Source organism: Microbacterium thalassium, from assembly GCF_014208045.1.
GTDB classification, from domain to species: Bacteria; Actinomycetota; Actinomycetes; order Actinomycetales; family Microbacteriaceae; genus Microbacterium; species Microbacterium thalassium.
The window spans coordinates 2962809-2989005 of sequence record NZ_JACHML010000001.1 but is presented as its reverse complement, the minus strand read 5'-3'; the positions used below and the strand labels follow the sequence as shown (position 1 = coordinate 2989005).

Genomic DNA, 26197 nt, shown 5'->3' with positions numbered 1-26197 from the left:
GGCGGAGGAGATGAGCGGATGCGGACCGCCGAGTATCCGGCCCCGGAGCGCGTGCTGCTGCACATCAGCGACACCCACCTGCGCGCCGACTCGCGCCTGTTCGACCTCGTCGACGGCGCCGAGCGGCTCGAGCGCGCGCTGCGGGCGATCGAGGGCACCGGCATCCGCCCCGACGCGGTCGTGTTCACCGGCGACCTGGCCGACCTCGGCGAGGCGCGCGCCTACGCCGACCTGCGCGACCTCGTCGAGCCGTTCGCCGAGCGCCTCGGCACGCGCGTGTTCTGGGTGATGGGGAACCACGACGACCGCGCGGCGTTCCGCGCCGAGCTGCTCGACGACCCGTCCGCCGACATGCGTCCGGTCGACCGCGTCGACGAGCTGGACGGCCTGCGCCTGATCACCCTCGACTCGACGGTTCCCGGCGAGCATCACGGACAGCTGCGGGATGAGCAGCTGGAGTGGCTCGGCGAGGTCCTGGCGACGCCTGCGCCGCTGGGGACCATCCTCGCGATGCACCACCCGCCAGTCCCGAGCGTGCTGCCGCTGGCGGCGAGCGTCGAGCTGCGCGACCAGCGCCGGCTCGCGCGCGTGCTGCGCGGCACCGACGTGCGCGCCATCATCGCCGGCCACCTGCACTACTCGACGTTCGCGACGTTCGCGGGCATCCCGGTGTCGGTGGCCTCGTCGACCTGCTACGCGCAGGACCTCACGGTCCCCACCGGCGGCACGCGCCCGCAGGACGGCGCGCAGGCCTTCAACCTCGTGCACCTGTACGACGACACCGTCGTGCACTCGGTCGTGCCCGTCGACGTGCCGCACACGCTCGAGTACATCGCCCCGGACGAGGCGCTGCGGCGCCTGCGCGCCGCCGGGGTGGCCGAGCTCAGCCCCGCCCGGCGGGATGCGCCGAGCGTGCACGGCGCACTTCTTCGCTGACCTCGGCCTTCTCCCACGGGGCCCGCACCGGGAACATCCGCTCCAGGGTCGCGCGCAGCGCCGGCACGCGCAGCTCCTCGGGCACTTCGCTCGAGCCGCCGTCGTTGAGGCAGAACATGTCCACGTCCGTGCGCTCGGCCAGACGCTCCATGCGCCGCAGCGAGTTGGCCAGCGTGGTCTGGACGTACTCGACACGGGGGCGCCGCGTCGCCACCGCGCGACCGGTCATCAGCGCGTAGTAGTGATACAGGCTGTTGGTCACCGAGATGTCGGTGGCGCTGCGGAAGCGCGAGGCGGCCGTGCGCGCGAAGTCCTCGGCGAAGGTCTCCTCGAGCTCGGCCATGACACTGCGGCGCAGCGGCGTCGCGCAGTGTTCGAGGTCGCGCACGATCGAACGGCCGAAGCGCTCGCGCAGCAGCCCGCGGTTCACCCGCAGGCCGTTGTCGTGACCGCTGCGGTGGGTCGCCGGCTCACCCGCGCCGATGCGCACGCCGCATTCGACGAACTTCGTGACGCCGGCCGACGTGAAGAACAGCTCCGGCTCGACGGCGCGGCCGAAGAACATGTCGTCGTTGGAATACAGGAAGTGCTCGGCGATGCCCGGGATGCGGTGCAGCTGCGCCTCGACCGCGTGCGAGTTGTGCGTGGGAAGGACGCTCGGGTCGGCGAAGAACTCCTCGCTGCGCACGATCGTCACCTTCGGGTGGTCGGCCAGCCAGGACGGCGCGGGGGAGTCGGTGGCGATGAAGATGCGCCGCACCCACGGCGCGTGCATGTGGACGCTGCGCAGCGCGTAGCGCAGCTCGTCCACGTGCCGGTAGCGGGCCGCGCCCTCGTCGCCCTCGCCGACGACGTACTCGGCCATCTGCGCCGCGCGCTGGCGCTGGAACTCGCTCGAGGAGCCGTCCACCCACGAGAACACGAGATCGACCTCGCCGGTGAACTCGTCCGGCTGGGGATCGAACATGCCCGCCACGGTGCGCCAGGTGCGACCGTAGCGCTCGACGCGGTCGAACGCGATGTCGGCGACCGGCGTGCTCTTGCGCAGCACCGCGTTGGCCGACGGGGCGTCGACGGCGTCGTCGCCGAAGCGCCAGAATTCCACGCGCGCCCCGGCCGACGCGCCGTAGCGCAGGCCGCCCTCGGCGGTGATGCGCGGCCGGAAGAAGCGGATCGTCGTCGGCTTGCCGTCGGGCACGCGTGCGTCCGGCGCGAGGACGGCGGCCCGGTTCTTGGCCTTGGCGTACAGCGGCTCGGTCGCGGCGACGGCCGACAGCGCCGCGAGGGCCGCCGGGGCGGCGTCGATGTCGACCGCGAGGGCGGGGCGCCGGAGGTCCTGGCGGATCAGCAGCGGCTCGACGCCGGCGTCCTCGAGCGCCGCCGCGACCAGCAGCAGATCGGCGATGCGGGCGTCGTCGGGAGTGATCGACCGGTGCACCAGGTGCAGCATGCCGCGCTCGAGCACGACGTCGTCGCGATCGAGCAGTCCGATCGACGGCGCCGGGAGCGGGGGCAGAGCGGACAGTGCGGGCATGGCGTCTCCTCGTCACCGGTCGGGGGGCTGGCGGCCGGTGGCCACACACTAGGCGTGCTCTATTACGGCGACGTTTCCCGGGCGCTAGCCTCGGAGCATGACCGATGCGCCGCGCTTCCGCTCCGACCTGGCTGACATCCACCGCCCGTACACCGCGGCCGCCGATCGCTACGACGCCACCGGGTACCGGCAGGTCGGCACCTCGGGCCTGTATCTGCCGCCGATCTCGCTCGGACTGTGGTGGAACTTCGGCGACAACATCCCGTTCGACAGCCAGCGCGCGCTGCTGCGCCACGCCTTCGACCGGGGCATCACCCACTTCGACCTCGCCAACAACTACGGACCGCCGTACGGGTCGGCCGAGACGAACTTCGGCCGCATGATGCGCGAGGACTTCGCGCCGTACCGCGACGAGCTCATCATCTCGTCCAAAGCCGGGTGGGACATGTGGCCGGGACCGTACGGCGACCTGGGGTCGCGCAAGTACATCCTCGCCAGCGCCGACCAGTCGCTCGCGCGCATGGGGCTGGACTACGTCGACATCTTCTACTCGCACCGCGTCGACGCCGTGACGCCGATCGAGGAGACCATCGGGGCCCTCGACACGCTCGTGAAGCAGGGCAAGGCCCTGTACGTGGGCATCTCGTCGTACAGCGCGGAGCGCACGGCGGTCGCGGCCGCGGTCGCACGGTCGCTCGGCACGCCGCTGGTGATCCACCAGCCGGCGTACTCGATCCTCAACCGGTGGATCGAGGACGGGCTGACCGGCATCCTCGAGAAGGAGGCGATGGGCGCCATCGCCTTCACCCCGCTCGCGCAGGGGCTCCTCACCGGCAAGTACCTCGGCGACGGCCCCGTCGACCGTGCGCAGAAGCGCAGCTCGCTGCCCGACGGCGGGATCAGCGAGAAGGGGCGGGCGACGCTGCGCTCGCTCGACGTCATCGCGACCGAGCGCGGGCAGTCGCTCGCGCAGATGGCGATCCAGTGGGTGCTGCGCGAGCCCGTGGTCGCCTCGGCGCTCATCGGCGCCTCGCGCACCGAGCAGCTCGACGAGAACCTGGCGGCGCTGGACGGACCCGCCTTCACCACCGAGGAGATCGAGCAGATCGACGCGCTCTCGGACGGCATCGACGTCGACCTGTGGGCGGAGTCGGCGCAGCTGTGACCCTCCCCGTCGCATCCGAGCGCGTCCATGTGCGGGCGCCGGGCAAGCTCAACGTCTTCTTCGAGGTGGGGGACGTCCACGAGGACGGCTACCACGACGTGGCGTCGGCGTACCAGGCCGTGTCGCTGTACGAGGACGTGTGGGCGGAGCCCTCGGACGACTTCACGCTCTCGGTCTCGGGCAGCGTCGATGTCTCGGGCGTCCCCGCCGACGACCGGAACCTGGCGCTCCGGGCCGCGCGCATGGTCGCGCAGCGCATCGGGTACGACGGCGGCGTGCACCTCGACATCGTCAAGAACGTCCCGGTGGCCGGCGGCATGGGAGGCGGATCGGCGGATGCCGCGGCCGCGCTCGTGGCGTGCGACGCGCTGTGGGGCGGGCAGCTGGGCTCCGCGGAGCTGCAGCGCCTGGCGGCGCGGCTCGGCGCCGACGTGCCGTTCGCGCTGATGGGCGGCACGGCCATCGGCACCGGTCGCGGGGACCAGCTGAGCCCGGCCCTGGCCCAGGGACGGTTCGAGTGGGTCATGGTCACCAGCGACACGGGCCTGTCGACCCCCGAGGTCTACGGCCACCTCGACGCGATGCGCGCGCAGCCCGACATCGCGCCCCCGCGGGCGGTGCCCGGGGTCGACCCCGAGGTGCTGCAGGCCCTGCGGGCGGGCAACGCCGCGGCGCTCGCCGCCCGCACCCGCAACGACCTCCAGCCGGCTGCGCTGAGCCTGCGCCCGGACCTGGGCGACGTGCTCGAGGCCGGCGAGCGGGCCGGCGCGCTGGTCGGCTTCGTGTCGGGCTCCGGCCCCACGATCGCGTTCCTGGCGTCCGATCCCGCCGCGGCGCTCGATCTCCAGGTCACGCTGTCGGCCGCCGGCCACGTCGCCCTGCACGTCCACGGTCCCGTGGCGGGCGCGCGCGTGCTCGCGCGCTGATCGGCATCCTCTCCGAAGGAGTCCCTCATGACGACCACCGCCGCCGGCGATCCCCTCGCACGGGCGTGGCTGGACGCCCCCGTCGATGACGCCGCGAGCGCGGCGCTGTCCGCCGGCGGCCTCGAGGTGAGGCGCGTCGGGCAGGACGACCGCGCCGCGTATGCGGCCTGGCTGCAGGCGACGGCGCGCGGGTTCCTGGACTCCGAGCGTACCGACGCGCAGATCGACGCCTCGTGGGAGCGCGCCGGGCACCGTCGGCCGACCGGCGTCTACGACGCGACCGGCGCCATGCCCGAGATCCCCGTCGGCACGATCGGATCCTGGATCGCGCAGCTGACGGTGCCCGGCGAACGGGCGGTGCCCACGTGCGCGATCTCGGCCGTCACCGTCGCACCGACCCATCGTCGCCGCGGCATCGCGCGGGCCATGCTCGAGGGCGAGCTGCGCGAGGCGGCGGCCCTCGGCGTCCCGGTGGCGTCCCTCACGGTGAGCGAGTCCACTATCTACGGGCGCTTCGGCTTCGCGCCGGCGGCGGCGGCCGCGTCATGGCGGTTGAACACCAAGCGCGCGACGTGGACCGGACCCGTCCCGGACGGCCGCGTCGACTTCGTCTCGCGCACGACGGCGCGAGCGCTCGCCGCGGCGGTGCACGAGCGCGTGCGGCTGCGCACGCCGGGAGAGGTCGGCGTGCCGGCGGCGCTGTGGGACTCGCTGGCCGGCACACGCCCCGACGCGAAGGATCCCGGGACCGTGCGCGCGGTCCGGTACGCCGACGCGGCGGGGGAGGTGCAGGGCGTCGCGCTGTACACCGTCCGCGAGAACCCCGACGACTATCCCGCGTCGTCGGCGACCGTCACCCACCTCGTCGCGGCCACCGACGACGCCTACGCCGCCCTGTGGCGCTGCATCGTCGAGCTCGACCTGATCGGCGAGGTCCGCGCGTCGGAGCTGGCGGTCGACGAGCCGCTGCTGTGGATGATCTCCGATCAGCGTGCGGCGACGATCACCGTGAGCGATCACCACTACGTGCGGGTCCTCGACGTCCGCGGCGCGCTCGAGGGCCGCACGTTCGGAGCCGCGGGCGTCGTCGCGCTCACGGTCGAGGACCGGCTCGGCATCGCCGGCGGCGACTTCGTGCTCGAGGCCGATGCCGAGGGGCGCGGCATCGTGCGCCCGGGCGCGGCGCCGGAGGGAGCCGTGACCATGAGCCTCGGGGTGGCGGAGCTGTCGGCGATGCTCCTCGGCGGCGCGTCGGTCGCGATGCTGGCGGCGGCCGGGCGCATCCGCTGCTCCGACGTCCGGGCCGCGTCGCGCGTGTTCGGCTGGCACCGTCAGCCGCGGCTGAGCTTCTGGTACTGACGCCCGCGCGGCGCCGATCCGGCGCCGACGGAGCCGGGAGGATACGGCAGATGTGACGGTCCGGCAACGGCCGGGGCTCGATCGGCCCCGTGTCGCCGACGTCCGCTAGCGTGGGTGATCCGAGGCCGCTGAATGGGGAACGGACGAGGAGAGCGCGCGTGATCGAGTTCGTCGATGTGTCCAAGACGTTCCCCGACGGCACCGTCGCCGTCGACGGGTTCAGCCTCGTGATGCCGCCGCACCGCACCACCGTGCTCGTGGGATCGTCGGGGTCGGGCAAGACGACGCTGCTGCGGATGATCAACCGCATGGTGGATCCGACCGCCGGCCGTGTCGAGATCGACGGCGAGGACGTCGCCGGCCGCGACCCGGTGCAGCTGCGCCGCTCGATCGGCTACGTCATGCAGAACTCGGGTCTGCTGCCGCACTTCTCGGTCGTCGACAACATCGCCACCGTGCCGGTGCTCAGCGGCCAGACGCGCCGGGCGGCGCGGGCCCGCGCACTCGAGCTGATGGACACCGTGGGCCTCGACCGGGCGATGGCCCAGCGCTATCCCGGGCAGCTCTCGGGCGGGCAGCAGCAGCGGGTGGGCGTCGCGCGCGGTCTCGCCGCCGACCCGAACATCCTGCTCATGGACGAGCCCTTCGGAGCCGTCGACCCGATCGTCCGGGCGGAGCTGCAGCAGGAGCTGCTGCGCCTGCAGCGCGACATCGGCAAGACGATCGTGTTCGTCACGCACGACATCGACGAGGCGTTCCTGCTGGGCGATCAGGTGGCGATCCTCGAGCACGCGGCGCACGTGGCGCAGATCGGATCGCCCGACGACATCATCGCGGCGCCCGCGGGCGGGTTCGTCTCGACGTTCGTCGGCGCCGACCGCGGCAAGCGCGCGCTGACCCTTCGCCGCACGCCGCACGGCACGGTCGTCGTCGACGCCGACGGGAGGGCGCAGGGCGCTCTGGTCGAGGGGGACCCGTCGACGTGAGCTGGGTTCTCGACAACCTCGCGCTCATCGGAGAGCTCACCGTGGTCCACCTGCGGCAGAGCGTGATCGCGATCGCCCTGGGGCTGATCCTGTCGCTGCCGCTGGGCTGGGTCGCGTGGCGCTACCGCCTCCTCCGCGGCTGGGTCATCACGATCACGGGGCTGCTGTACACGATCCCGTCGCTGGCGCTGCTGATCCTGCTGCCGACCGTGTTCGCGTACAGTGCGCTGAGCGAGACCAACCTCATCGTCGCGCTGACGATCTACGCCGTGGCGATCATGGTGCGCTCGGTGACCGACGGCCTGGACTCGGTCGACGAGGACGTGCGTCGCTCGGCGACGGCGATGGGCTTCGGCGGCGGGCGCCGGTTCTTCCAGGTCGAGCTGCCGCTGGCGGGCCCGGTGATCCTGGCGGGGCTGCGCGTGACCGCGGTGAGCACCATCTCGCTCGCCACGGTCGGGATCCTCGTCGGCGTGACCAACCTGGGATACCTCTTCACCAACGGACTCCAGCGCCGCATCATCCCCGAAGTGCTGGCGGGGGTCATCGCCGTGATGGTGCTCGCCCTCGTCATCGACGGGCTGCTCGTGCTGGCCGGGCGCGCGGTGATGCCGTGGACGCGGCGAGCCGCGACGGCGAGCCCCCGCGGGCGCACGGCCGGCCGCGCCGCCGGAGCGGAGGCGGTGGCATGAACCTCTTCCTGGACGCGCTCGCCTGGATCTTCTCTCCCGAGCGCCTCGAAGGGCAGTACGCGCTGCCGATCCTGTTCGTCCAGCAGCTCTGGTACACGTTCGTGTCCGTCCTCATCGCCGCCGTCGTCGCGGTTCCGGCGGGATGGCTCATCGGCCACACCGGCCGCGGCCGTGAGGTGGCCGTCGCCGTCTCGGGCGCCGCCCGCGCCATCCCGTCCTTCGGGCTCCTGGTGCTGCTCGTGCTGCTGTTCGGCGTGCTGCACCGCCCCGAAGCCGCCGTCGTCACCTTCGTGCTCCTGGCGATCCCGTCCATCCTGGCGGGGGCGTACACCGGCTTCGAGGCCATCGACCGGCGGGTGATCGACGCCGCGCGCGCCATGGGCATGACCGAGTGGCAGATCCTGTTCAAGGTCGAGGTGCCGCTGGGGCTGCCGCTGCTGATCGGCGGGCTGCGCTCTGCGGTGCTCCAGGTCGTGGCGACCGTCACGATCGCCGCCTACGTCAACCTCGGGGGGCTCGGCTTCCCGATCATCCAGGGGATCCCGCTCGGCCGCTTCGACCAGGTGCTGGGCGGGGCGATCCTCGTCGCGGCCCTGGCGCTCGTCCTCGACGCGCTGCTCGCGTGGGCGCAGCGCGCCGCCGTCCCGCGGGCGCTGCGCGACACGGCGCCGCCCGGGCGCAGAATCCCCTCCCGCATCCCCGTCCGCACCCCGTCCACAGAAGAGAGAATCGCAGCATGATCACAGCGCACCGCCCCCTCGCCGCCGCCGCACTCGCGGCCGCGGCAGCCCTGGCCCTCGCGGGCTGCTCCTCCAGCGATCCGCTGGACTCCGGCTCGACCGACGGCGGCGAGACCGGCTCGACCGAGACGATCGTCGTCGGCTCGCAGGCGTACTACTCGAACGAGATCATCGCCGAGATCTACGCCCAGGCGCTCGAGAGCGCCGGCTTCGAGGTCGAGCGCCAGTTCCAGATCGGCCAGCGCGACGCCTACATCCCGGCGCTCGAATCCGGCGAGGTCGACCTGATGCCGGAGTACACGGGCAACCTGCTCCAGTACTTCGACGCCGAGACCGAGGCCCGCACCGCCGACGACGTCTACGCGGCGCTGCCGGACGCGCTGCCCGCGGGTCTGACGGTCCTCGACCAGTCGTCCGCGACCGATCAGGATTCATACACCGTGACGGCGGACTTCGCCGCCGAGTGGGACCTCGTCGAGATCGGCGACCTGGCGGACGTCGACGGCACGATCACCCTCGGCGGCGCCCCCGAGCTCGCCGAGCGCCCGTACGGTCCCACGGGACTGGCGGACGTCTACGGCGTCGAGGTGGAGTTCTCGGCGACCGGTGACACGACGTTCGAGGAGCTCGTGGCCGGCACCGTCCAGGTCGCGAACATCTACACGGCAGATCCCCGCATCCAGACCGAGGACCTCGTGGTGCTCGCAGACCCCGAGGGTCTGTTCCTGGCGTCGAACGTCGTGCCCCTGGTGAACGCCGACATCGCCGCCGACATCGCGGACGTGATCGACCCGATCAGCGCGGCGCTCACGCCCGAGGCGCTCGTCGCGATGAACGTCCAGAGCACGGACGACCAGATGTCGTCCGCCGACATCGCCAGCGCGTGGCTCGAGGAGAACGGGCTGCTCTGACCCGGACCCCGGGCAACGACGAAGCCCCGCCTCCCGAGGGCGAGTTCTAGCGATCCCCGCAACACCCTGGATTTCAGGGAGTTGCGGGGATCGTGGATTTCGGGGAGTTGAAGGAGCGCTTCTTCGAGGCGTTGGATCGTGAGCTGGGCAATATCACGGAGGCCGCGCGAGCGGTCGGGGTGAACCGGAACACCGCGTATGGCTGGGCGCGGACGGCGGGGATTCGCGGGCGTGGCAAGCCCGGCAGGTTGGGGCATCCAGGGCGGGCGGTGTACGAGCAGCTCCGCGCCAACGGGGTGCGACGGCGCGATGCCGCCGCCCGGGTCGGGGTGCATGAGCGGACCGCGGAGGACTGGGACAAAGGGATCCGGAGCATCAACCACACGCGCCTCTACCCTGATGGGCGGCGCATCGACTACAAGACGGGTGTGACCAGTTTCAACACATCCGGTTCGATGCCCTCGCTGGCTGCGGTGGAGGCGGAGTTGCACCCGCGGTTCCTGACGATCGTGGAGCGGGAGACGATCGCGGATCTACACCGGCAGCACCTGTCGTTGCGAGCGATCGGCAGGCAGCTGGGCCGGCCGGCGTCGACGATCAAACGGGAGCTCGACGCCTACTCGGTGGGCGGCGTCTACCGACCGCACGCCGCGCACCGGACCTGGGTCAAGCGTCGCGGTCGCCCCAAGCGCTCCAAGCTCGCCGCACCCGGTCCGCTGCGCGAGTACGTCTCCGGCAAGCTCGGAGTGCACTGGTCGCCGGAGCAAATCTGCCACGCTCTGGTCAAGGAGTTCCCCGACGACGAGAGCATGCGCGTGAGCACCGAGACGATCTACCAGGCGATCTACGTCCAAGCCCGAGGCGGTCTGCGCCGCGAGATCGCCGACGCGCTGCGCACCGGCCGCACCCGCCGCAAACCACACCGTCACCCGGAGCAGCGCACGCCGCGGTTCACGGACCCGATGGTGATGATCTCCGACCGTCCCGCCGAGGTCGAAGACCGCGCCGTTCCCGGACACTGGGAAGGAGACCTGATCGTCGGCACCGGATCGCAATCCGCGATCGTGACCCTCGTCGAACGCACCACGAGATACGTCCTGCTCGGCCACCTGCCCGCCGGTCACACCGCCGAACAAGTCCGAGACGTGCTCGTCCCGCTGATCGGCACCCTGCCCCCTCATCTGCGGGGGTCGCTGACCTGGGATCAGGGCAGCGAGATGGCCGCGCACAAGCAGTTCACCGTCGCGACCGATGTCCCGGTCTACTTCTGCGACCCGCACTCGCCCTGGCAGCGCGGATCGAACGAGAACACCAACGGCCTGCTGCGGCAGTACTTCCCCAAGGGCACCGACCTGACCGTCTACGGACCCGAAGACCTCGAACACGTCGCCCAGGAACTCAACGGCCGGCCACGCAAAACGCTCGGCTGGGATACCCCAGCCGAGCGTCTGCGTGATCTACTGACAACCACATAGGCCATCAGGTGTTGCGAGGACTCCTAGAATCCGCCGAGGGAGGCGGGGCTTCGTGTCAGACCGTGCGGCGGCGGGACATCGATCGTCCCGCGCCGTCACGACACCGCCGCATGGCGGAGCTGTGCAGGGTCAGTGGCCCTGGCAGCGGTCCTTCTCGGCGACGCCCGCGAGGGCGAGCTCGACGTGCTGTCCGCAGCCGGCCCAGGTCGGCTTGCCGCAGATGGAGCAGGTGATTCGCTGGCACATGGTGTTTCTCCTTCGAGATGTGGGTGTGGTGGTGGGTGCTCAGGCGAGCGAGAGGAAGAGCTTCTCGAGCTCCTCCTGGGTCAGGCCGTCCGCCGCCTTCGTCCCCTCGGGGTCGACGACGCAGTCGCGCATGGCGGTGGAGATGATGGCGAAGCCGGCGCGGTCCAGGGCGCTGGTGACCGCGGCGAGCTGCGTGACGACGTCGCGGCACGATCCGCCGTTCTCGACGGCGGTGATCACGCTGGCCAGCTGGCCCTGCGCGCGGCGCAGGCGGTTGACGATCTTCTTCGTCGCCGCGGCCTGCTCTTCGGGTGTCCCGGTGTTCATCATCATGCGTAGGCTCCTTCGCTGGTCAGCACGCGCTCGATGTCGGCACCGAACCAGTGCCGCAGGGTCTGGATGCCGCCCGACAGCGACGCGGAGTCGAAGCCGTTCCCGACGAGGATGCGGTGCGCGATGTTCGCGCGCACGCCGGCGGCGCACAGGACGCGGACGGGGCGGCCGGCTGCTGCCTGGTGCACTTCGTCGATGCGGTCGCGCAGCTCGGTGTGGGCGATGTTCAGGGCGCCGGGGAGATGGCCCGTCGCGAACTCGGCGGGCGTGCGCACGTCGAGGATGAGGGCGCTCTCGCCGATCGTCTCGGCCTCGGCGGCGTACCACAGCGACAGGCGGCCGTTGAGGACGTTCTCGGCGACCATGCCGACCAGGTTCACCGCGTCCTTGGCGTTGCCGTAGGGCGGCGAGTAGGCCAGGTCCAGGTCGATGAGGTCGGTCGCGGCGAAGCCTGCGCGGATCGCGGTGGCGATGACGTCGATGCGCTTGTCGACGCCCTCGGTGCCGACGGCCTGCGCGCCGAGTAGCCGGCCGTCGCCCGCCGCGATGTGGACGATGAGGTGGATGGCCGACGCGCCGGGGAAGTAGCCCGCGTGCTGGTTCGGGTGCAGGTGGAGCGTCCGGTAGGCGATTCCCGCGGCGTCGAGCGCCATGCGGTTGGCGCCGGTCATGGCGGCGGTGAGGTCGCCCACGCGCACGATCGCCGTGCCCAGGGGCTGCGTGATGCGGCGGCTCGCCTCCATGCCGAAGATGTCGTCGGCGATGAGGCGCCCGGCGCGGTTGGCGGGGCCGGCGAGGGCGACGGGGCGCACGGCGCCCGTGATCGCGTCGACCGAAGCGGTGGCGTCGCCGGCCGCCCACACGCCGTCGGCCGAGGTGCGGCCGCGGTCGTCGACGACGATCGCGCCGCGCACCGTGTCGATGCCCGCGGCGGCGATGAAGGCGGTGTCGGGGCGCACGCCGACCGACATCACGATGATGTCCGCCGCGAGGCGCGTGCCGTCGGTGAGGACGACGGTGTCGGCGTCGTCGGCGTGCTCCACGGATGCTGCGCCGATGCCGTCGATGACGCGGATGCCGAGGGCCTGCAGCTCCTCGGTGACGAGGGTCGCCAGCTCCTGCTCGAGCGGGGGGAGCACGTGCGGGGCGAGCTCGACCACGTCGACCGACAGGCCGGCGTGGCGCAGCGCCTCGGCGGCCTCGAGTCCGATGAAGCCCGCGCCGAGCACGACGGCCCGCGCGGCGCCCGAGGTGACGCGCTCGCGCAGGGCGACGGCGTCGCCGACGGTGCGCAGGGTCCGCACCCGCGGCGAGTCGATGCCCGGCAGCGGCGGCACGAGGGCCGAGGCGCCGGGGGCGAGCACGAGGGCGTCGTACGAGAGCTCCTCCGCGCCGGCGGGGGAGGTGACGCTCACCGTGCGGGCGGCGGTGTCGATCGCGGTGACCTCGTGATGGATGCGCACGTCGAGGTTCAGAGCCGCGCGCAGCGACTCGGGGGTCTGGACCAGGAGGGAGGAGGCGTCCGCGATCTCGCCGCTGACATGGTACGGAAGACCGCAGTTGGCGAAGGAGACTTCCGAGCCGCGCTCGAGCACGATGATCTCGGCCGTCTCGTCGTGCCGTCGCGCGCGGGCGGCGGCACTCATTCCGGCGGCGACGCCGCCAACGATGATGATGCGCATCCTGTCCTTCCTGATGCCCTTCCGGGGGTGGGCCTGATACCCTCCGGGGTACGGGCTGGTATGTACCAGGATACCCCCGGGGGTATATCGTCGTCAAGTCTCCGCACCGGCCCGACGCGCGATCCGGCCATCCCCTCGCCTAGCCTGGAAGCGATGGCACATCTTCTCGGGGCCGAGGCCCTGCACCTGGAATTCCCGACCAGGATCGTCTTCGACAGCGTCTCGCTCGGTGTCGACGAGGGCGACCGGATCGGCATCGTCGGCCGCAACGGCGACGGCAAGTCGAGCCTGCTCGCCATGCTCGCCGGTCGCCTCGCCCCCGATTCGGGCCGCGTGACGGTCCGCGGCGGAGTGCGCGTCGGCGTGCTGGACCAGGCCGATGTGCTGGGGAAGGACCGCACGGTCTCGGAGATCGTCGTCGGCGGCCGTCCCGAGCACGAGTGGGCCGGCGACCCGCGCACGCGCGACGTCATCGCCGGACTCCTCGGCGGGATCGGCTGGGACGCCCCGGTGGGCGACCTGTCCGGCGGCCAGCGCAGGCGCGTTGCGCTCGCGGCGCTGCTGAGCGCCGACCACGACGTGCTGTTCCTCGACGAGCCGACCAACCACCTCGACGTCGAGGCGATCGCGTGGCTCGCGTCTCACCTCAAGCGCCGGTGGGCGGCGAACGCCGGGGGACTGCTGGTCGTGACCCACGACCGCTGGTTCCTCGACGAGGTGTGCACCGCGACGTGGGAGGTGCACGATCGCATCGTCGAGCCGTTCGAGGGCGGGTACGCGGCCTACATCCTGCAGCGCGTCGAGCGCGACCGCCAGGCGGCGGCGATCGAGGCCCGTCGGCAGAACCTCGCCCGCAAGGAGCTCGCGTGGCTGCGGCGCGGCGCTCCCGCGCGCACGTCCAAGCCCAAGTTCCGCATCGACGCGGCCAACGTCCTCATCTCGGACGTCCCCGAGATCCGCGACAAGGTCGCCCTGCAGTCGCTCGCCGTCTCGCGCCTGGGCAAGGACGTCGTCGACCTCCTCGACGCGTCGGTGGCCTACGGCGACCGCGAGGTGCTGCGGGACGTCGAATGGCGCATCGCCCCGGGGGAGCGCACGGGACTGCTCGGCGTCAACGGCGCGGGCAAGTCGACGCTGCTGGGGCTGATATCGGGAGCGCTCGAGCCGACGTCGGGTCGCGTCAAGCGCGGCAAGACCGTCAAGGTGGCCTCGCTCACGCAGCGGCTCGACGAGCTCGAGGAGCACCTCGACGATCCGGTGCGCATCGTCATCGGGCGCCTGCGCACGACGTACACGTTCGGGAGCGGCTCGAAGGCGCAGGAGCTGACGCCGGGTCAGCTCCTGGAGCGCATGGGCTTCTCCAGCGCCCAGCTGTCGACACCCGTGAAGGACCTGTCGGGCGGGCAGAAGCGCCGCCTGCAGCTGCTGCTGATCCTCCTCGAACAGCCGAACGTCCTCATCCTCGACGAGCCGACCAACGACCTCGACACCGACATGCTCGCGGCGATCGAGGATCTGCTCGACTCGTGGCCGGGAACGCTCCTGGTCGTCTCACACGACCGCTACTTCCTGGAGCGCGTGACCGATCAGCAGTACGCGATCCTCGGCGGTCATCTGCGTCATCTTCCCGGCGGCATCGACGAGTACCTGCGTCTGCGCGCCCGCGAGGAGCAGGAGGCGGCGCAGACGCCGGCATCTGCTTCGGCGCCGGCGGCGGCGGAGCCGGGACTCGGCGGTGCGGAGCTGCGGGCGGCGCAGAAGGAGCTCGCGGCGCTCGAGCGCCGGCTCGAGAAGCTGCAGGGTCAGATCGACGCCGCGCGCACGGCGCTGGCCGACCACGACCAGTCGGACTACGTCGGCCTCGGCGCCGAGATGACCCGCATCACCGGACTCGAGGCCGAACGCGACGGGATCGAAGAGGCGTGGTTCGAGCTCACCGAGCGGATGGGCTGAGCGGCACCGGGCCTAGAGCGCGTCGAAGCTCAGGCTGAGCTTGCGCAGCAGCCCCGCGATCCGTTCGCGGTCGCCGCGCGAGAGGCCCTCGAGCAGCACGGCCTCGGCGTCGACGAGCCGGGTGATGGCGGCGTCGACGCGCGTGCGCCCCTCCTCGGTGAGCGTCACCAGGACGCTCCGGCCGTCCGCGGGGTCGGCTTCGCGGCGCACCAGCCGCCGTCCGACGAGCCGGTCGATGCGGTTGGTCATCGTGCCCGACGAGACGAGCGTCTGCTGCAGCAGCTGCTTGGGGCTCAGCTGGAACGGCTCCCCGGCGCGCCGCAGCGCCGACAGCACGTCCCACTCCCACGGCTCGAGCTCGCTGCGGCGGAACGCGTCGCGCCGCGCCCGATCGAGGTGCCGCGACAGGCGGTCGACGCGCGAGAGCACCTCGAGCGGCGAGAAGTCCAGGTCGGGGCGCTGCGCGACCCACGCCCGCACGATCCGGTCGACTTCGTCCGCCTGCTGTTCCACAGCCCCATTATCGGGTGCGGGTGGGCGGATGCTGGGAGCAGCGGCCCATGCCGCCGGTCCCGGCCTGGCAGACTTGATCCGCGGCACCCCTCAGGCGCCGCGGTCCGCCGTGGTGTAATGGCAGCACGACAGCCTTTGGAGCTGTGAGGTCCAGGTTCGAGTCCTGGCGGCGGAGCATGAGCGACACCACCGACACCGGCCTCGCCGTCATCGTCCTCGCCGCCGGCGCAGGCACACGGATGAAGTCCTCGCTTCCCAAGGTGCTCCACCGCATCGGCGGTCGCGAGCTGGTCGGCCACGTGCTGACCACCGCCGGCGCCCTGGCCCCCTCGCGGGTCGTCGCCGTCGTCCGGCACGAGCGCGAGCAGGTGGCCGCCGCCATCGCCGACGCGGCCCCCGACGCGGTCGTGGTCGACCAGGACGATGTGCCCGGCACCGGGCGCGCCGTCGAGATCGCCCTCGACGCGATCGCAGACTTCGGCGGCGACGTGCTGGTCCTCAGCGGCGATGTGCCGCTCCTGGACGCCGACACCCTCGCCGCGCTGGTCACCGCCCACCGCGCCGCGGACGCCGCCGCCACCGTGCTGAGCGCCGTGCTCGACGACGCGTCGGGCTACGGGCGCGTGGTGCGCGATGCCGACGGCGCGGTCGCGCGCATCGTCGAGCAGAAGGACGCCACGGCCGACGAGATCGCGCTCCGCGAGATCAACGCGGGCGTCTACGTCTTCCGCGCGGCGCCGCTGCGCGAGCAGCTGGCGCGCGTGGGCACCGACAACGCCCAGGGCGAGAAGTACCTCACCGACGTCATCGGCCTGCTGCGCACCGCCGGGGCCGCCGTCGCGGTCTCCGCGGCGCCGGACGCCGGCGCCGCCCTCGGCGTCAACGACCGCGTGCAGCTGTCCGAGGCCGGCCGCATCCTCAACGCCCGCACGGTCCGCCGGTGGCAGCTGGAGGGGGTGACCGTGGTGGACCCCGCGACGACGTGGATCGACGTCGACGCCGTGCTCGCGCCCGACGTCACGGTGCTTCCCAACACCCACATCCTGGGCGCCACCGCCGTGGCGACCGGCGCCGTCATCGGCCCCGACACGAGCCTGATCGACTGCGAGGTCGGCGAGCGCGCGACCGTGAAGCGCACCGATGCGACCCTCGCCGTCATCGGCGACGACGCCACGGTCGGACCGTGGTCGTACCTGCGCGCCGGAACCCGGCTGGATGCGCACGGCAAGATCGGCACGTTCGTCGAGACGAAGAACTCCACGATCGGCGAGGGCAGCAAGGTGCCGCACCTGTCGTACGTCGGCGACACCGACATCGGGCGCGGCGTCAACCTCGGCGCGGGCGCCATCACCGCCAACTACGACGACCTGACCAAGCACCGCACCGAGATCGGCGACGAGGTCCACTCCGGATCCCACAACGTCTTCGTCGCGCCCGTTAGGATCGGAGACGGCGCGAAGACCGGGGCGGGGGCGGTCATCCGCAAGGATGTCCCCGCCGGTGCCCTGGCACTGACCGTGGCCCCCCAGCGCAACGTCGAGGGATGGGTCGAGAAGAACAGACCGGGTACCGGCGCGGCGCACGCGGCCGCAGCGGCTCGGTCCGCACAGAAGGCGGACGATGGGGCGCAAGAACAAGAAGGTTGACCTCGATCAGGCGAACGACATCGCCCCCGGACTGGTCGCCAAGACCAAGAAGCGGCTCGTCGTCGCCGCCGGCCGCTCGCATCCGGGCCTGGCCGCCGAGGTCGCGGCGGAGCTGGGCACCCAGCTGGTCCCGACCGAGTACCGCACATTCGCGTCGGGCGAGATCCTGACGCGCTTCCAGGTGTCGATCCGCGGCTGCGACATCTTCCTCGTCCAGACGTTCGGCCCGCCGGTCAACGAGTGGATGATGGAGATGCTGATCATGCTGGACGCCGCCAAGCGCGCGTCCGCGAAGCGCATCACGGTCGTCGCCCCGTACTTCCCCTACTCGCGTCAGGACAAGAAGGGCCGCGGTCGCGAGCCCATCAGCGCGCGTCTGGTCGCCGACCTGCTCAAGACGGCCGGCGCCGACCGCGTCATGAGCGTGGACCTCCACGCCGCGCAGATCCAGGGCTTCTTCGACGGCCCCGTCGACCACCTGTTCGCCAAGCCCGTGCTCCTGGAGTACTTCCAGCGCACTCTGACCGACGCCGACCGTGAGAAGCTCACGGTCGTCTCGCCCGACACCGGCCGCGTCCGCGTCGCCGACACGTGGTCGGACAGCCTCGGCGCCCCGCTGGCGATCATCCACAAGCGCCGCGACCCGAACGTCGCCAACCAGGTGACCGTCAACGAGATCGTCGGTGAGGTCGAGGGACGCGTGTGCCTCCTCGTCGACGACATGATCGACACCGGCGGGACGATCGTGAAGGCCGCCGAGGCGCTGAAGAAGAACGGCGCCCAGAAGGTCATCGTCGCCGCCACCCACGCGGTGTTCAGCGCGCCCGCCACCGAGCGGCTGCAGAGCGAGGCGATCGACGACGTCGTGGTGACCGACTCGATCCCGCTGCCCGAGGAGAAGCGCTTCCCGTCCCTGACGGTGCTCCCGATCGCGCCGCTGCTGGCCCGCGCGATCCACGAGGTGTTCGAGGACGGCTCGGTCACGAGCATGTTCGACGGCGCCGCCTAGCGCGGAGCACGGGCCCGGCACGGCGCGGCACGAGGGAGAGGGATGCCCGAGGAGATCACCGAAGCCGAACTGACCGTTGCACGACCCCATGCCACTCCCGCCGTCGATGTCGCCGGTGATCTCGACACCGATCTGGGCGGCCTCACCAGCGCCGAGGCGGAGCGTCGCATCGCCATCGCGGGGCCCAATCAGCTTCCCGAGCCGCCGCGCAGGCCCGCCGTGCTGCGGTTCCTCGCGCATTTCAACGACACGCTGATCTACATCCTGCTCGCCGCGGCGGCGATCAAGGCGCTCATGGCCGACTGGCTCGACTTCTGGGTCATCATCGGCGTCACCGTCATCAACGCCCTGGTGGGCTTCCTGCAGGAGGGTCGCGCCGAGCGCGCGCTCGCCGGCATCCGCGACATGCTCTCGCCCGACGCGTCGGTGCGCCGCGACGGCGCCTGGAAGTCCGTGCCGGCCGACGAGCTCGTGCCGGGAGACGTCGTCCGGCTCGCGCCCGGCGACAAGGTGCCGGCGGACCTGCGCCTGTTCGAGGCGCACCGGCTGCGCATCGACGAAGCCGCGCTGACGGGCGAGTCGGTGCCGTCCGCGAAGGACGTCGAGGCGGTGGCCGTCGACGCCGGCGTGGGAGATCGTCACTCGATGGCGTTCTCGGGGACCATCGTCGCGTCCGGGCAGGCGCGCGGCATCGTCACCTCGACCGGAGCCCTCACCGAGATCGGCCGCATCCAGTCGCTGGTGTCGGGCGCGGGCTCGCTCGCGACGCCCCTGACGCGGCAGCTCGACGCCTTCGCCAAGGTGCTCACGCTCGTGATCCTCGGCATGGCGGCCCTCATGATGGCGATCGGCCGCTTCGTGCACGACATGCCGTTCGACGAGCTGGTGTCGGCCGCCATCGGCTTCGCGGTCGCCGCCATCCCCGAGGGGCTTCCGGCGCTGGTGACCATCACGCTGGCGATCGGCGTGCAGCAGATGGCGCGGCGCAAGGCCATCACGCGCAAGCTGACGGCGGTCGAGACGCTCGGAGCCGTCACGACGGTGTGCTCCGACAAGACCGGCACGCTGACCCGGAACGAGATGACGGTGCGGCGCATCGTCACGCCGCTCGGCGGCTACGAGGTCACCGGACTCGGGTACGCGCCCGACGGCGCGATCACCCGTCACGACGGCGCCGCGCCCGGCGCGGACGTCACGGCGGTCCTCGCCGTGGGGACCCTCTGCAACGAGGCGCACATCGTGCTCGACGGCGAGCAGCACAGGCTCGTGGGCGAGCCGACCGAGGGCGCGCTGAAGGTCGTCGCCGCCAAGGGCGGCGTGTCGTCCCAGGGGAGCCGCCGGCTGGCGGTGCTCCCGTTCGACTCGGAGCACAAGTTCATGGCGACCCTCAACGAGGGCGCCGACGGCGCGCGGGCGTTCCTGGTCAAGGGCGCTCCCGACCGGCTGCTCGACCGCAGCACGTCGCAGCGCGGCGCGGACGGGCGCGAAGCGGTCGACCCGGAGCACTGGATGCGGATCGTCGACGAGCTGTCGGCCGAGGGGCTGCGCGTGCTCGCCGCCGCGCGACGCCCGGCGGCCCCCGGGACCGCCGCGGTCGAGATGGACGACCTCGAGGAGCTGGAGTTCCTGGGCGTGTGGGGCATCGTCGACCCGCCCCGGCCCGAGGCGGTCACGGCGATCGAGGACTGTCACACGGCCGGCGTGCGGGTGAAGATGATCACCGGCGACCACGCCGGCACGGCCGTCGCGATCGCGCGCGAGATGGGGATCGTCGACGGCGAGCAGCCGCGCGTGCTCACCGGCGCCGAACTCGAGGCGCTCAGTCAGGATCAGCTGCAGGCCGTCGCGCGCGACGTCGACGTGTACGCGCGCACGAGCCCCGAGCACAAGATCCGCATCGTGCGCGCGCTCCAGTCCCACGACGAGGTCGTCGCGATGACCGGCGACGGCGTCAACGACGCGCCGGCGCTGACCCGCGCCGACGTGGGCGTGGCCATGGGGATCAAGGGCACCGAGGCGACGAAGGAGGCGGCCGAGATCGTCCTGGCCGACGACAACTTCGCCACCATCCGCTCCGCGATCCGCGAGGGCCGGCGGATCTACGACAACCTGCGCAAGTCGATCGTGTTCATCCTGCCCACCAACGGCGCGCAGTCGCTCGTGATCCTGGTCGCGGTCGTGTTCGGTCTCGCGCTGCCGCTGACGCCCGTCCAGGTGCTGTGGATCAACATGGTCGTGGCGATCACGCTCACCCTCGCCCTCGCCTACGAGCCCGCCGAGCGGGGCATCATGCTGCGGCCGCCGCGGGCCTCGCGCCGCTCGATCATCAGCGGCGGCGAGCTGGGCTTCGTGCTGGCGGTGTCGGCCGTCATCGGCGGTGCGAGCCTGGGGCTGTTCTACGGAGCCCTCGCGTACGGCTCGTCGCTGGACTACGCGCGCACCGAGGCCATCACGATGCTCGCGCTCGGGCAGCTGGCGTTCCTGTTCAACAGCCGGTTCCTGGACCGCTCGAGCCTCACGCGCGACGTGCTGACCGGCAACCCCATGGTGTGGTGGTCGGCGCTGGCGCTGATCGTGCTGCAGCTGGCGTACACCTACCTGCCGTTCATGAACGAGCTGTTCGAGTCCCGCCCCCTCGACGCGGCGTCGTGGCTGGCGCCCGTCGGCCTGTCGATCGCGGTCTTCTTCGTGATCGAGGGCATGAAGTGGGTCCGGCGGCGGTTCGCGGCGGATTCATAGACGCCCGACGCCTCCGAGACCGGCCGCGCCGCTAGCGTGGAGACCCAGACCTGCACGACACCCATCCCGAGGAGGACGATGTCCCCGCTCACCCTGTCTTCCCGTCCGGTCCGCGTCGGCGCCGCCATCGTCGGCGCCGCGGGCGCCCTCATGCTCGCCGGCTGCGGCACCGCGACCGGCACGTCCTCCGAGACGGATGCGGCCGCGGACTCCACCACCGCCGAGGACACCACCACCGACGCGACGGACAGCGGCGAGGCGGCGTACGCCGACGGCACGTACACCGCCGACGGGTCGTACCTCACGCCCGAGACGGTGGAGCAGGTCACCGTGACGGTGACGCTCGAGGCGGATGTCATCACCGCCGTCGAGGTGACCGGCGACCCGCAGACCGCCGAGACCGAGCGCTACCAGAGCGAGTTCATCGGCGGCATCTCGGACCAGGTGGTGGGCGTCGACATCGACGAGATCTCGGTGTCCCGCGTGGCGGGGTCCTCGCTCACCAGTCAGGGGTTCAACGAGGCCATCGACGCGATCAAGGCCGAAGCGGCGAGCTGAGCGGTGCCCGCAGCCCCCTGGCGGTTCGACGCGATCGGGGTGCCGTGGCAGATCGAGACCGCGCGGCCGCTCGCCGGCGACGACCGGGAGCGCATCCGCGCCGTGATCGCCGACTTCGACCGCAGCTGGTCGCGGTTCCGTGACGACTCGGCCGTCGCCGCGCTCGCCGCCGGAGCCGGCCCCGTCCGTGCTCCGGCCGACGCCGCCGCGATGCTCGAGGTCTACGGGCAGCTGTCGGACGCGACGGCCGGCGCCGTCAATCCGCTCGTCGGCGACGCGCTGGCCTCCCGGGGGTACGACCGCTCGCTCTCGCTCGTCGACCGCGGAGCGCGCCCGGCACCGCCGGCCGCGGGCGTGCGGGTCGCGGGCGACCTGCTCGAGGTCGATCCGCCCGCGCTGATCGACGTCGGCGCGCTGGGCAAGGGCAGACTGGTCGATCTCGTCCTCGCCGCCGTCCCGGCCGCGCTCGGCCCGGCCGTGGTCGACGCCAGCGGCGACATCGCGGTGCGGGCGACGACGCAGCGGATCGGCCTGGAGCATCCGTTCGACGCGCGGCGGGCGATCGGCGTGTGGACCGTGACGGATGCCGCACTCTGCGCGTCGGCCGCCAATCGGCGCGCGTGGGGGGCGGGGCTGCACCACGTGCTCGACGCGCGCACGGGCGAGCCGGTGCGGACGGTCGCGGCGACGTGGGCGGTCGCGCCGGACGCGATGCACGCGGATGCCGCGGCGACGGCGCTCTTCTTCGAGGGCGGGCCGCGTCTGGCGGCGCGCTGGGACGTGGCGTGGGTGCGGATGCTGACCGACGGGCGCGTCGAGTGGTCGCCGGGCTGCGACGCCGACCTGTTCGTCGCGCGATAGCGTGGACGCGTGACCGACCTCCTCGCCCTCGCCCCGGAGTACGTGTGCTGAGTTCGCTGACGGCCGCGTGGACGCGCGTGTTCGGCGTGCTCGGCCGGGTGTCGATGTACCGGCTCGTCTTCCTCGCGCTCCTCTCGCTCACCGTCATCGCGTTCGCGCTGTCGCTCTTCGACCTCGTCGCGCCCGGTCCGCTCGAACTCGCCGTCACGGCCGCGGTCCTCGCGGTGGTGTGCGTCGCCGTGGATGTCGCGGCGCACCGCATCCTGCACCTGAACATGCACATCGAGTCGTCGATCATCACCGCCTCGATCCTGCTGTTCGTGCTGCGCCCGTCGCTGGATCCGCTCGCCCTGGTGGGGATCGCGATCGGCGCGGCGGTGGCGTCGCTGTCGAAGTACGTGCTGGCGTGGCGCGGGCGCCACATCTTCAACCCGGCCGCCGTCGGCGCAACCGCCCTGACGCTGCTCGGAGCGGTGTTCCCGGCGCTGGGCGGATCGTCGTGGTGGGTCGGCACGCCCGCGATGGCCGGTCCCGTGATCGTGCTGGGCCTGGCGGTGCTGTGGCGCACCGAGAAGGTCCGCGTCATCGCGGTGTTCCTCGTCGTCGCCATCGGGGTCGGCGTGCTGCGGACCTCGGCGCAGTACCAGGCGGCGGGGGTCGAGATCGGCCTGACCGACATCCTGTGGCCCCTGCTGTGGTCGGGCCCGTTCCTGTTCCTGGGCGCGTTCATGCTCTCGGAGCCGCTCACGCTGCCGCCGCGCCGGTGGCAGCAGCTGACGGTCGCCGCGGTGGTCGGCGTGCTGGCGGGCTGGCCGATCCCGGTCGGGGCCATCAGCCTCGGACAGGAGCGCGCGCTGCTGATCGGCAACCTCGTCGCCTTCGCGTTCGCCCTCCGCACGGCGGTGCGCCTGACGCTGGCGGAGCGCGACGAGCTGTCGCCGACCGTGCGGCGGCTCACGTTCCGCGCTCGCCGCCGGTTCGCGTTCACGCCGGGTCAGTACCTGGAGCTCGACGTGCCGCATCGGCACCCGGACGCGCGGGGGACCCGCCGGGAGTTCAGCATCGCGTCGGCGCCCGAGGACCTGCCGATGGTGTCGGTCGCGTTCAAGGAGTCGACGAGCAAGGCGCCGCTGAGCTCGTACAAGAAGGCGCTCGCGCAGGTCACCGAGGGGACGGCGCTGGCCGTGACGGGCGTGTGGGGCGACTTCCTCCTGCCGACGCGCACCGGCGCGCCCGTGCTCATGGTCGCGGCCGGGATCGGCGTGACGCCGTTCGTCTCCCAGCTGCGCCACGCACGGCTCGCGGGCGAGGACCGCGACATCGTGCTGGTCTACGTCGCCTCCGAGCCCGAGGAGCTCGTCTACCGCGACGAGATCGAGGCGTCCGGCGTGCCGGTCGTCGTCTTCACGCGCACCGAGCCGGCGGATCTGCCCCCGCACTGGCGGTGGGCGCGCGGCGTGCGCCTGGACGCCGACGGCCTGCTGCGCGTCGTGCCCGACATCGCGGCGCGCCACGCGTACATCTCGGGCCCGCCCGGGCTGATCGCCGAGCTCGCGCCCGCGCTCGAGCGGGCGCGCTCCATCACGACGGACGCGTTCTCGGGCTACTGAGCGCTCTCGTCGGCTGCCGTGTCGACCGCCTCGGCCTCCGGCTCGACCGCGGGGGCCTCCGGCGTGCTCGTCGCCGCCGCGGGATCAGCGGGCCGCGCCGGCAGGCGCACCGTGAAGGTGGTGTCGCCCGGCTCGCTCTCGGCCGTGATCGTCCCGCCATGCGCTTCGGCGATGGCACGCGCGATCGAGAGCCCGAGTCCCGTTCCGCCGGTCTTGCGGGCGCGCGACCGGTCGGCGCGGGTGAACCGCACGAACAGGTCGTCCTTGATCGCCTCGTCGATGCCCGGACCGTCGTCGTGGACCGCGATCACCGCGTCATGGCCGTCGCGGTGCACGCTCACGGTGACCGTCGTGCCCTCGGGCGTGTGCGTGCGGGCGTTCGCGAGGAGGTTCGCGACCACCTGGTGCAGCCGTGCGGCGTCGCCGGCGACCACGACGGGGTGATCTTCGACGTCGAGGTGCCAGCGATGCCCGGGCCCGGCCACCTGGGCGTCGGCGACGGTCTCCACGGCCAGGGCGGTCAGGTCGACGCTGCCGAACACGAGCTCCTGGCCCTCGTCCAGCCGCGCCAGCAGCAGCAGATCCTCCACGAGGGTCGTCATCCGCAGCGATTGGGTCTGGATGCGCTCGAGCGCCGATTCGGTGGTCTCGGCGACTTCGGGGGTCGCGCCGCGCTGGAGCGCCCGGAGGGACAGCTCGGAGTACCCGCGGATGGACGCCAGCGGTGTGCGCAGCTCGTGGCTCGCGTCGGCGACGAAGCGGCGCATGAGCTCTTCGTTGCGCTGGCGGGCCGACAGCGACTCGTCGACATGGTCGAGCAGCGTGTTCAGCGCCGAGCCCACCTGCCCGATCTCGGTGCGGTCGTCGGTGTAGGCGTCGGGCACCCGCTCGCTGATCGTGACGTCGCCCTCGGCCATCGGCATCCGGGCGACGCGCGTCGCCGTGTCGGCGACCGAGCGCAGCGGGCGCAGGCTCGCGCGGATCACCAGCGCGATCGCGATGCCGAGTAGGAGCAGTCCACCCGTCGTGACGAGGGCGACGGTGGTCAGGATCTGGCCGAGCGTCGAGCTGACCTCGCTGGTCGGCAGTCCCACGAGCGCGGCGTTGCCGCCGGGGGAGGTGTCGACGATCACGCGATAGCGTCCCAGGCCGTCGACCTCGACGGTCGCGGTGCCCGGGTGGTCGATCTGCGCGACGAGCTCCTCGAGCTGGTCCTCGCTGAGCGTCACGACCGCCTCGGCGCTGTCGACGTACGCCCCCGAGAGCCCCTCGCTGTTCTGCATGACGAACAGGAACCCCTGCGGCTGCCGGCCGGCGTCGAGCACGTCGGCGGCGGTCGGGCCGCCGCGCAGCGAACTGCCCGCGGACACGAGGCGGGCGTTGAGGTTGGTGTCGAGGATGTTCCCCAGCAGCGCGCTGGTGGCGACGGCGACGAGCGTGAGGATGAGGGCGACCATGCCGATGACGGTCACCATGAGCCGAGACTGCAGGCTCCACCGCGTGCGCCTCGGCGCGGCGCCGGCGGCCGGCGCCGGATCGGCCCCGGCGGCTTCGGTCACTGGGGCGCCTTGATCATGTACCCGACGCCGCGCACCGTCTGGATGAGCGGCTCGCGGCCGGCGTCGATCTTCTTGCGCAGGTACGAGATGTACAGCTCGACGACGCTCGAGCGTCCGCCGAAGTCGTAGTTCCACACGCGGTCGAGGATCTGCGCCTTCGACACCACGCGGCGCTGGTTGCGCATCAGGAAGCGCAGCAGCTCGAATTCGGTCGCGGTCAGTTCGATCTGGTCTCCCGCGCGCTCGACCTCGTGGCTGTCCTCGTTGAGCGACAGGTCGCCCACCCGCAGGATCGGCTCGGCGCCGGAGACCTGCGCCGTGCCCGAACGCCGCATGAGGCCCCTCAGCCGTGCGACGACCTCCTCGAGGCTGAAGGGCTTGGTGACGTAGTCGTCGCCGCCGGCCGTCAGGCCCGCCACGCGGTCGCCGACCGAGTCCTTCGCCGTGAGGAACAGCACGGGCACGTCGTCGCCCGCCTGACGCAGGCGCTGCAGCACGGCCATGCCGTCGAGGTCCGGCATCATGATGTCGAGCACGAGCGCGTCGGGCGCGAACTCGCGTGCGGCCTGCAGCGCCTCGAAGCCCGAGGCGGCGGTGCGCACCTGCCAGCCCTCCATGCGCAGCGCCATCGACAGCAGGTCGGTGAGCATCTGCTCGTCGTCGACGACGAGGACCCGGGGCGGGGTCCCGTCCAGGCGCGTCAGGTCGGGAAGCGTGTTGGCTGCGGTCATGGCTCCCATTGTCCACCCCTTCCTATGCCTTTC

22 protein-coding genes and 1 tRNA gene are annotated in these 26197 nt (G+C 72.2%); 17 read left to right on the top strand and 6 right to left on the bottom strand.

What is annotated here, in order from left to right:
* Positions 1–18 precede the first annotated feature (18 nt).
* Positions 19–936: a phosphodiesterase gene (locus HD594_RS13925; protein WP_184751515.1), complete on the top strand. Its 918-nt coding sequence runs from the start codon at positions 19–21 to the stop codon at positions 934–936.
* On the opposite strand, the gene HD594_RS13920 is transcribed toward HD594_RS13925, so the two are convergent.
* A complete protein-coding gene (locus HD594_RS13920) occupies positions 884–2470 on the bottom strand; it encodes a stealth conserved region 3 domain-containing protein (RefSeq protein ID WP_184751514.1) in 1587 nt (528 codons plus the stop codon). The two genes, HD594_RS13925 and HD594_RS13920, sit on opposite strands and share 53 nt — an antisense overlap.
* 97 nt (positions 2471–2567) lie before the next feature.
* Between HD594_RS13920 and HD594_RS13915 the strand changes: the two genes are divergently transcribed.
* The 8 genes from HD594_RS13915 (at position 2568) to HD594_RS13880 (ending at position 10724) form a co-directional block, all read left to right on the top strand.
* Positions 2568–3635, top strand: a complete 1068-nt coding sequence (locus HD594_RS13915; protein ID WP_184751513.1) for an aldo/keto reductase — start codon at positions 2568–2570, stop codon at positions 3633–3635.
* Positions 3632–4561 (top strand): 4-(cytidine 5'-diphospho)-2-C-methyl-D-erythritol kinase, encoded by a 930-nt coding sequence (locus tag HD594_RS13910; protein ID WP_184751512.1) that lies wholly within the window; start codon positions 3632–3634, stop codon positions 4559–4561. The genes HD594_RS13915 and HD594_RS13910 overlap by 4 nt, the downstream gene beginning before the upstream one ends.
* 27 nt (positions 4562–4588) lie before the next feature.
* Entirely contained in the window at positions 4589–5920 is a 1332-nt protein-coding gene (locus tag HD594_RS13905; protein WP_184751511.1) for a GNAT family N-acetyltransferase, read from the top strand.
* A 158-nt stretch (positions 5921–6078) separates the two neighbouring features.
* A complete protein-coding gene (locus HD594_RS13900) occupies positions 6079–6906 on the top strand; it encodes an ABC transporter ATP-binding protein (protein ID WP_184751510.1) in 828 nt (275 codons plus the stop codon).
* Positions 6903–7598 (top strand): ABC transporter permease, encoded by a 696-nt coding sequence (locus tag HD594_RS13895; protein ID WP_184751509.1) that lies wholly within the window; start codon positions 6903–6905, stop codon positions 7596–7598. Before HD594_RS13900 ends, HD594_RS13895 begins: the two co-directional genes overlap by 4 nt.
* Positions 7595–8338, top strand: a complete 744-nt coding sequence (locus HD594_RS13890; protein WP_184751508.1) for an ABC transporter permease — start codon at positions 7595–7597, stop codon at positions 8336–8338. Before HD594_RS13895 ends, HD594_RS13890 begins: the two co-directional genes overlap by 4 nt.
* The gene (locus HD594_RS13885; protein WP_184751507.1) at positions 8335–9249 is read left to right on the top strand and encodes an ABC transporter substrate-binding protein; all 915 of its coding nucleotides are present in this window, start codon (positions 8335–8337) and stop codon (positions 9247–9249) included. The genes HD594_RS13890 and HD594_RS13885 overlap by 4 nt, the downstream gene beginning before the upstream one ends.
* A 296-nt stretch (positions 9250–9545) precedes the next feature.
* A complete protein-coding gene (locus HD594_RS13880) occupies positions 9546–10724 on the top strand; it encodes an IS30 family transposase (protein ID WP_184752777.1) in 1179 nt (392 codons plus the stop codon).
* 285 nt (positions 10725–11009) lie between these two features.
* Here HD594_RS13880 and HD594_RS13875 read toward each other — a convergent pair whose 3' ends face one another.
* Both HD594_RS13875 and HD594_RS13870 read right to left on the bottom strand, forming a co-directional pair.
* Positions 11010–11297, bottom strand: a complete 288-nt coding sequence (locus HD594_RS13875) for a metal-sensitive transcriptional regulator (protein ID WP_373877199.1) — start codon at positions 11295–11297, stop codon at positions 11010–11012.
* 2 nt (positions 11298–11299) lie between these two features.
* Complete coding sequence (locus tag HD594_RS13870; RefSeq protein WP_184751506.1) at positions 11300–12985, bottom strand: FAD-dependent oxidoreductase; 1686 nt, start codon at positions 12983–12985, stop codon at positions 11300–11302.
* A 153-nt stretch (positions 12986–13138) separates the two neighbouring features.
* On the opposite strand from HD594_RS13870, the gene HD594_RS13865 reads away from it, so the two are divergent.
* Positions 13139–14938, top strand: a complete 1800-nt coding sequence (locus HD594_RS13865; RefSeq protein WP_184751505.1) for an ABC-F family ATP-binding cassette domain-containing protein — start codon at positions 13139–13141, stop codon at positions 14936–14938.
* A gap of 12 nt (positions 14939–14950) precedes the next feature.
* On the opposite strand, the gene HD594_RS13860 is transcribed toward HD594_RS13865, so the two are convergent.
* Positions 14951–15451 carry a MarR family winged helix-turn-helix transcriptional regulator gene (locus tag HD594_RS13860; protein WP_184751504.1) on the bottom strand — a complete coding sequence of 167 codons (501 nt, stop codon included), beginning with the start codon at positions 15449–15451 and terminating at the stop codon, positions 14951–14953.
* 103 nt (positions 15452–15554) lie between these two features.
* On the opposite strand from HD594_RS13860, the gene HD594_RS13855 reads away from it, so the two are divergent.
* The 7 genes from HD594_RS13855 (at position 15555) to HD594_RS13825 (ending at position 23874) form a co-directional block, all read left to right on the top strand.
* Positions 15555–15626: transfer RNA gene (locus HD594_RS13855), tRNA-Gln, on the top strand.
* 1 nt (position 15627) lies between these two features.
* Positions 15628–17097, top strand: a complete 1470-nt coding sequence (gene glmU / locus HD594_RS13850; protein ID WP_184751503.1) for a bifunctional UDP-N-acetylglucosamine diphosphorylase/glucosamine-1-phosphate N-acetyltransferase GlmU — start codon at positions 15628–15630, stop codon at positions 17095–17097.
* Positions 17072–18106, top strand: coding sequence for a ribose-phosphate diphosphokinase (locus HD594_RS13845; RefSeq protein WP_184751502.1), 1035 nt, complete (start codon positions 17072–17074; stop codon positions 18104–18106). Before glmU ends, HD594_RS13845 begins: the two co-directional genes overlap by 26 nt.
* A gap of 42 nt (positions 18107–18148) precedes the next feature.
* The gene (locus HD594_RS13840; RefSeq protein WP_184751501.1) at positions 18149–20845 is read left to right on the top strand and encodes an HAD-IC family P-type ATPase; all 2697 of its coding nucleotides are present in this window, start codon (positions 18149–18151) and stop codon (positions 20843–20845) included.
* Between the two features lie 78 nt (positions 20846–20923).
* Entirely contained in the window at positions 20924–21403 is a 480-nt protein-coding gene (locus HD594_RS13835; protein ID WP_184751500.1) for an FMN-binding protein, read from the top strand.
* Between the two features lie 3 nt (positions 21404–21406).
* On the top strand, positions 21407–22264 hold the full coding sequence (locus HD594_RS13830) for an FAD:protein FMN transferase (protein WP_184751499.1): 858 nt from the start codon (positions 21407–21409) through the stop codon (positions 22262–22264).
* A 44-nt stretch (positions 22265–22308) separates the two neighbouring features.
* Complete coding sequence (locus HD594_RS13825; RefSeq protein WP_184751498.1) at positions 22309–23874, top strand: flavodoxin reductase; 1566 nt, start codon at positions 22309–22311, stop codon at positions 23872–23874.
* On the opposite strand, the gene HD594_RS13820 is transcribed toward HD594_RS13825, so the two are convergent.
* Both HD594_RS13820 and HD594_RS13815 read right to left on the bottom strand, forming a co-directional pair.
* A complete protein-coding gene (locus HD594_RS13820; RefSeq protein WP_309297731.1) occupies positions 23868–25433 on the bottom strand; it encodes a sensor histidine kinase in 1566 nt (521 codons plus the stop codon). The genes HD594_RS13825 and HD594_RS13820 overlap by 7 nt on opposite strands.
* The gene (locus HD594_RS13815; RefSeq protein WP_184751497.1) at positions 25430–26164 is read right to left on the bottom strand and encodes a response regulator transcription factor; all 735 of its coding nucleotides are present in this window, start codon (positions 26162–26164) and stop codon (positions 25430–25432) included. Before HD594_RS13815 ends, HD594_RS13820 begins: the two co-directional genes overlap by 4 nt.
* Positions 26165–26197 lie beyond the last annotated feature (33 nt).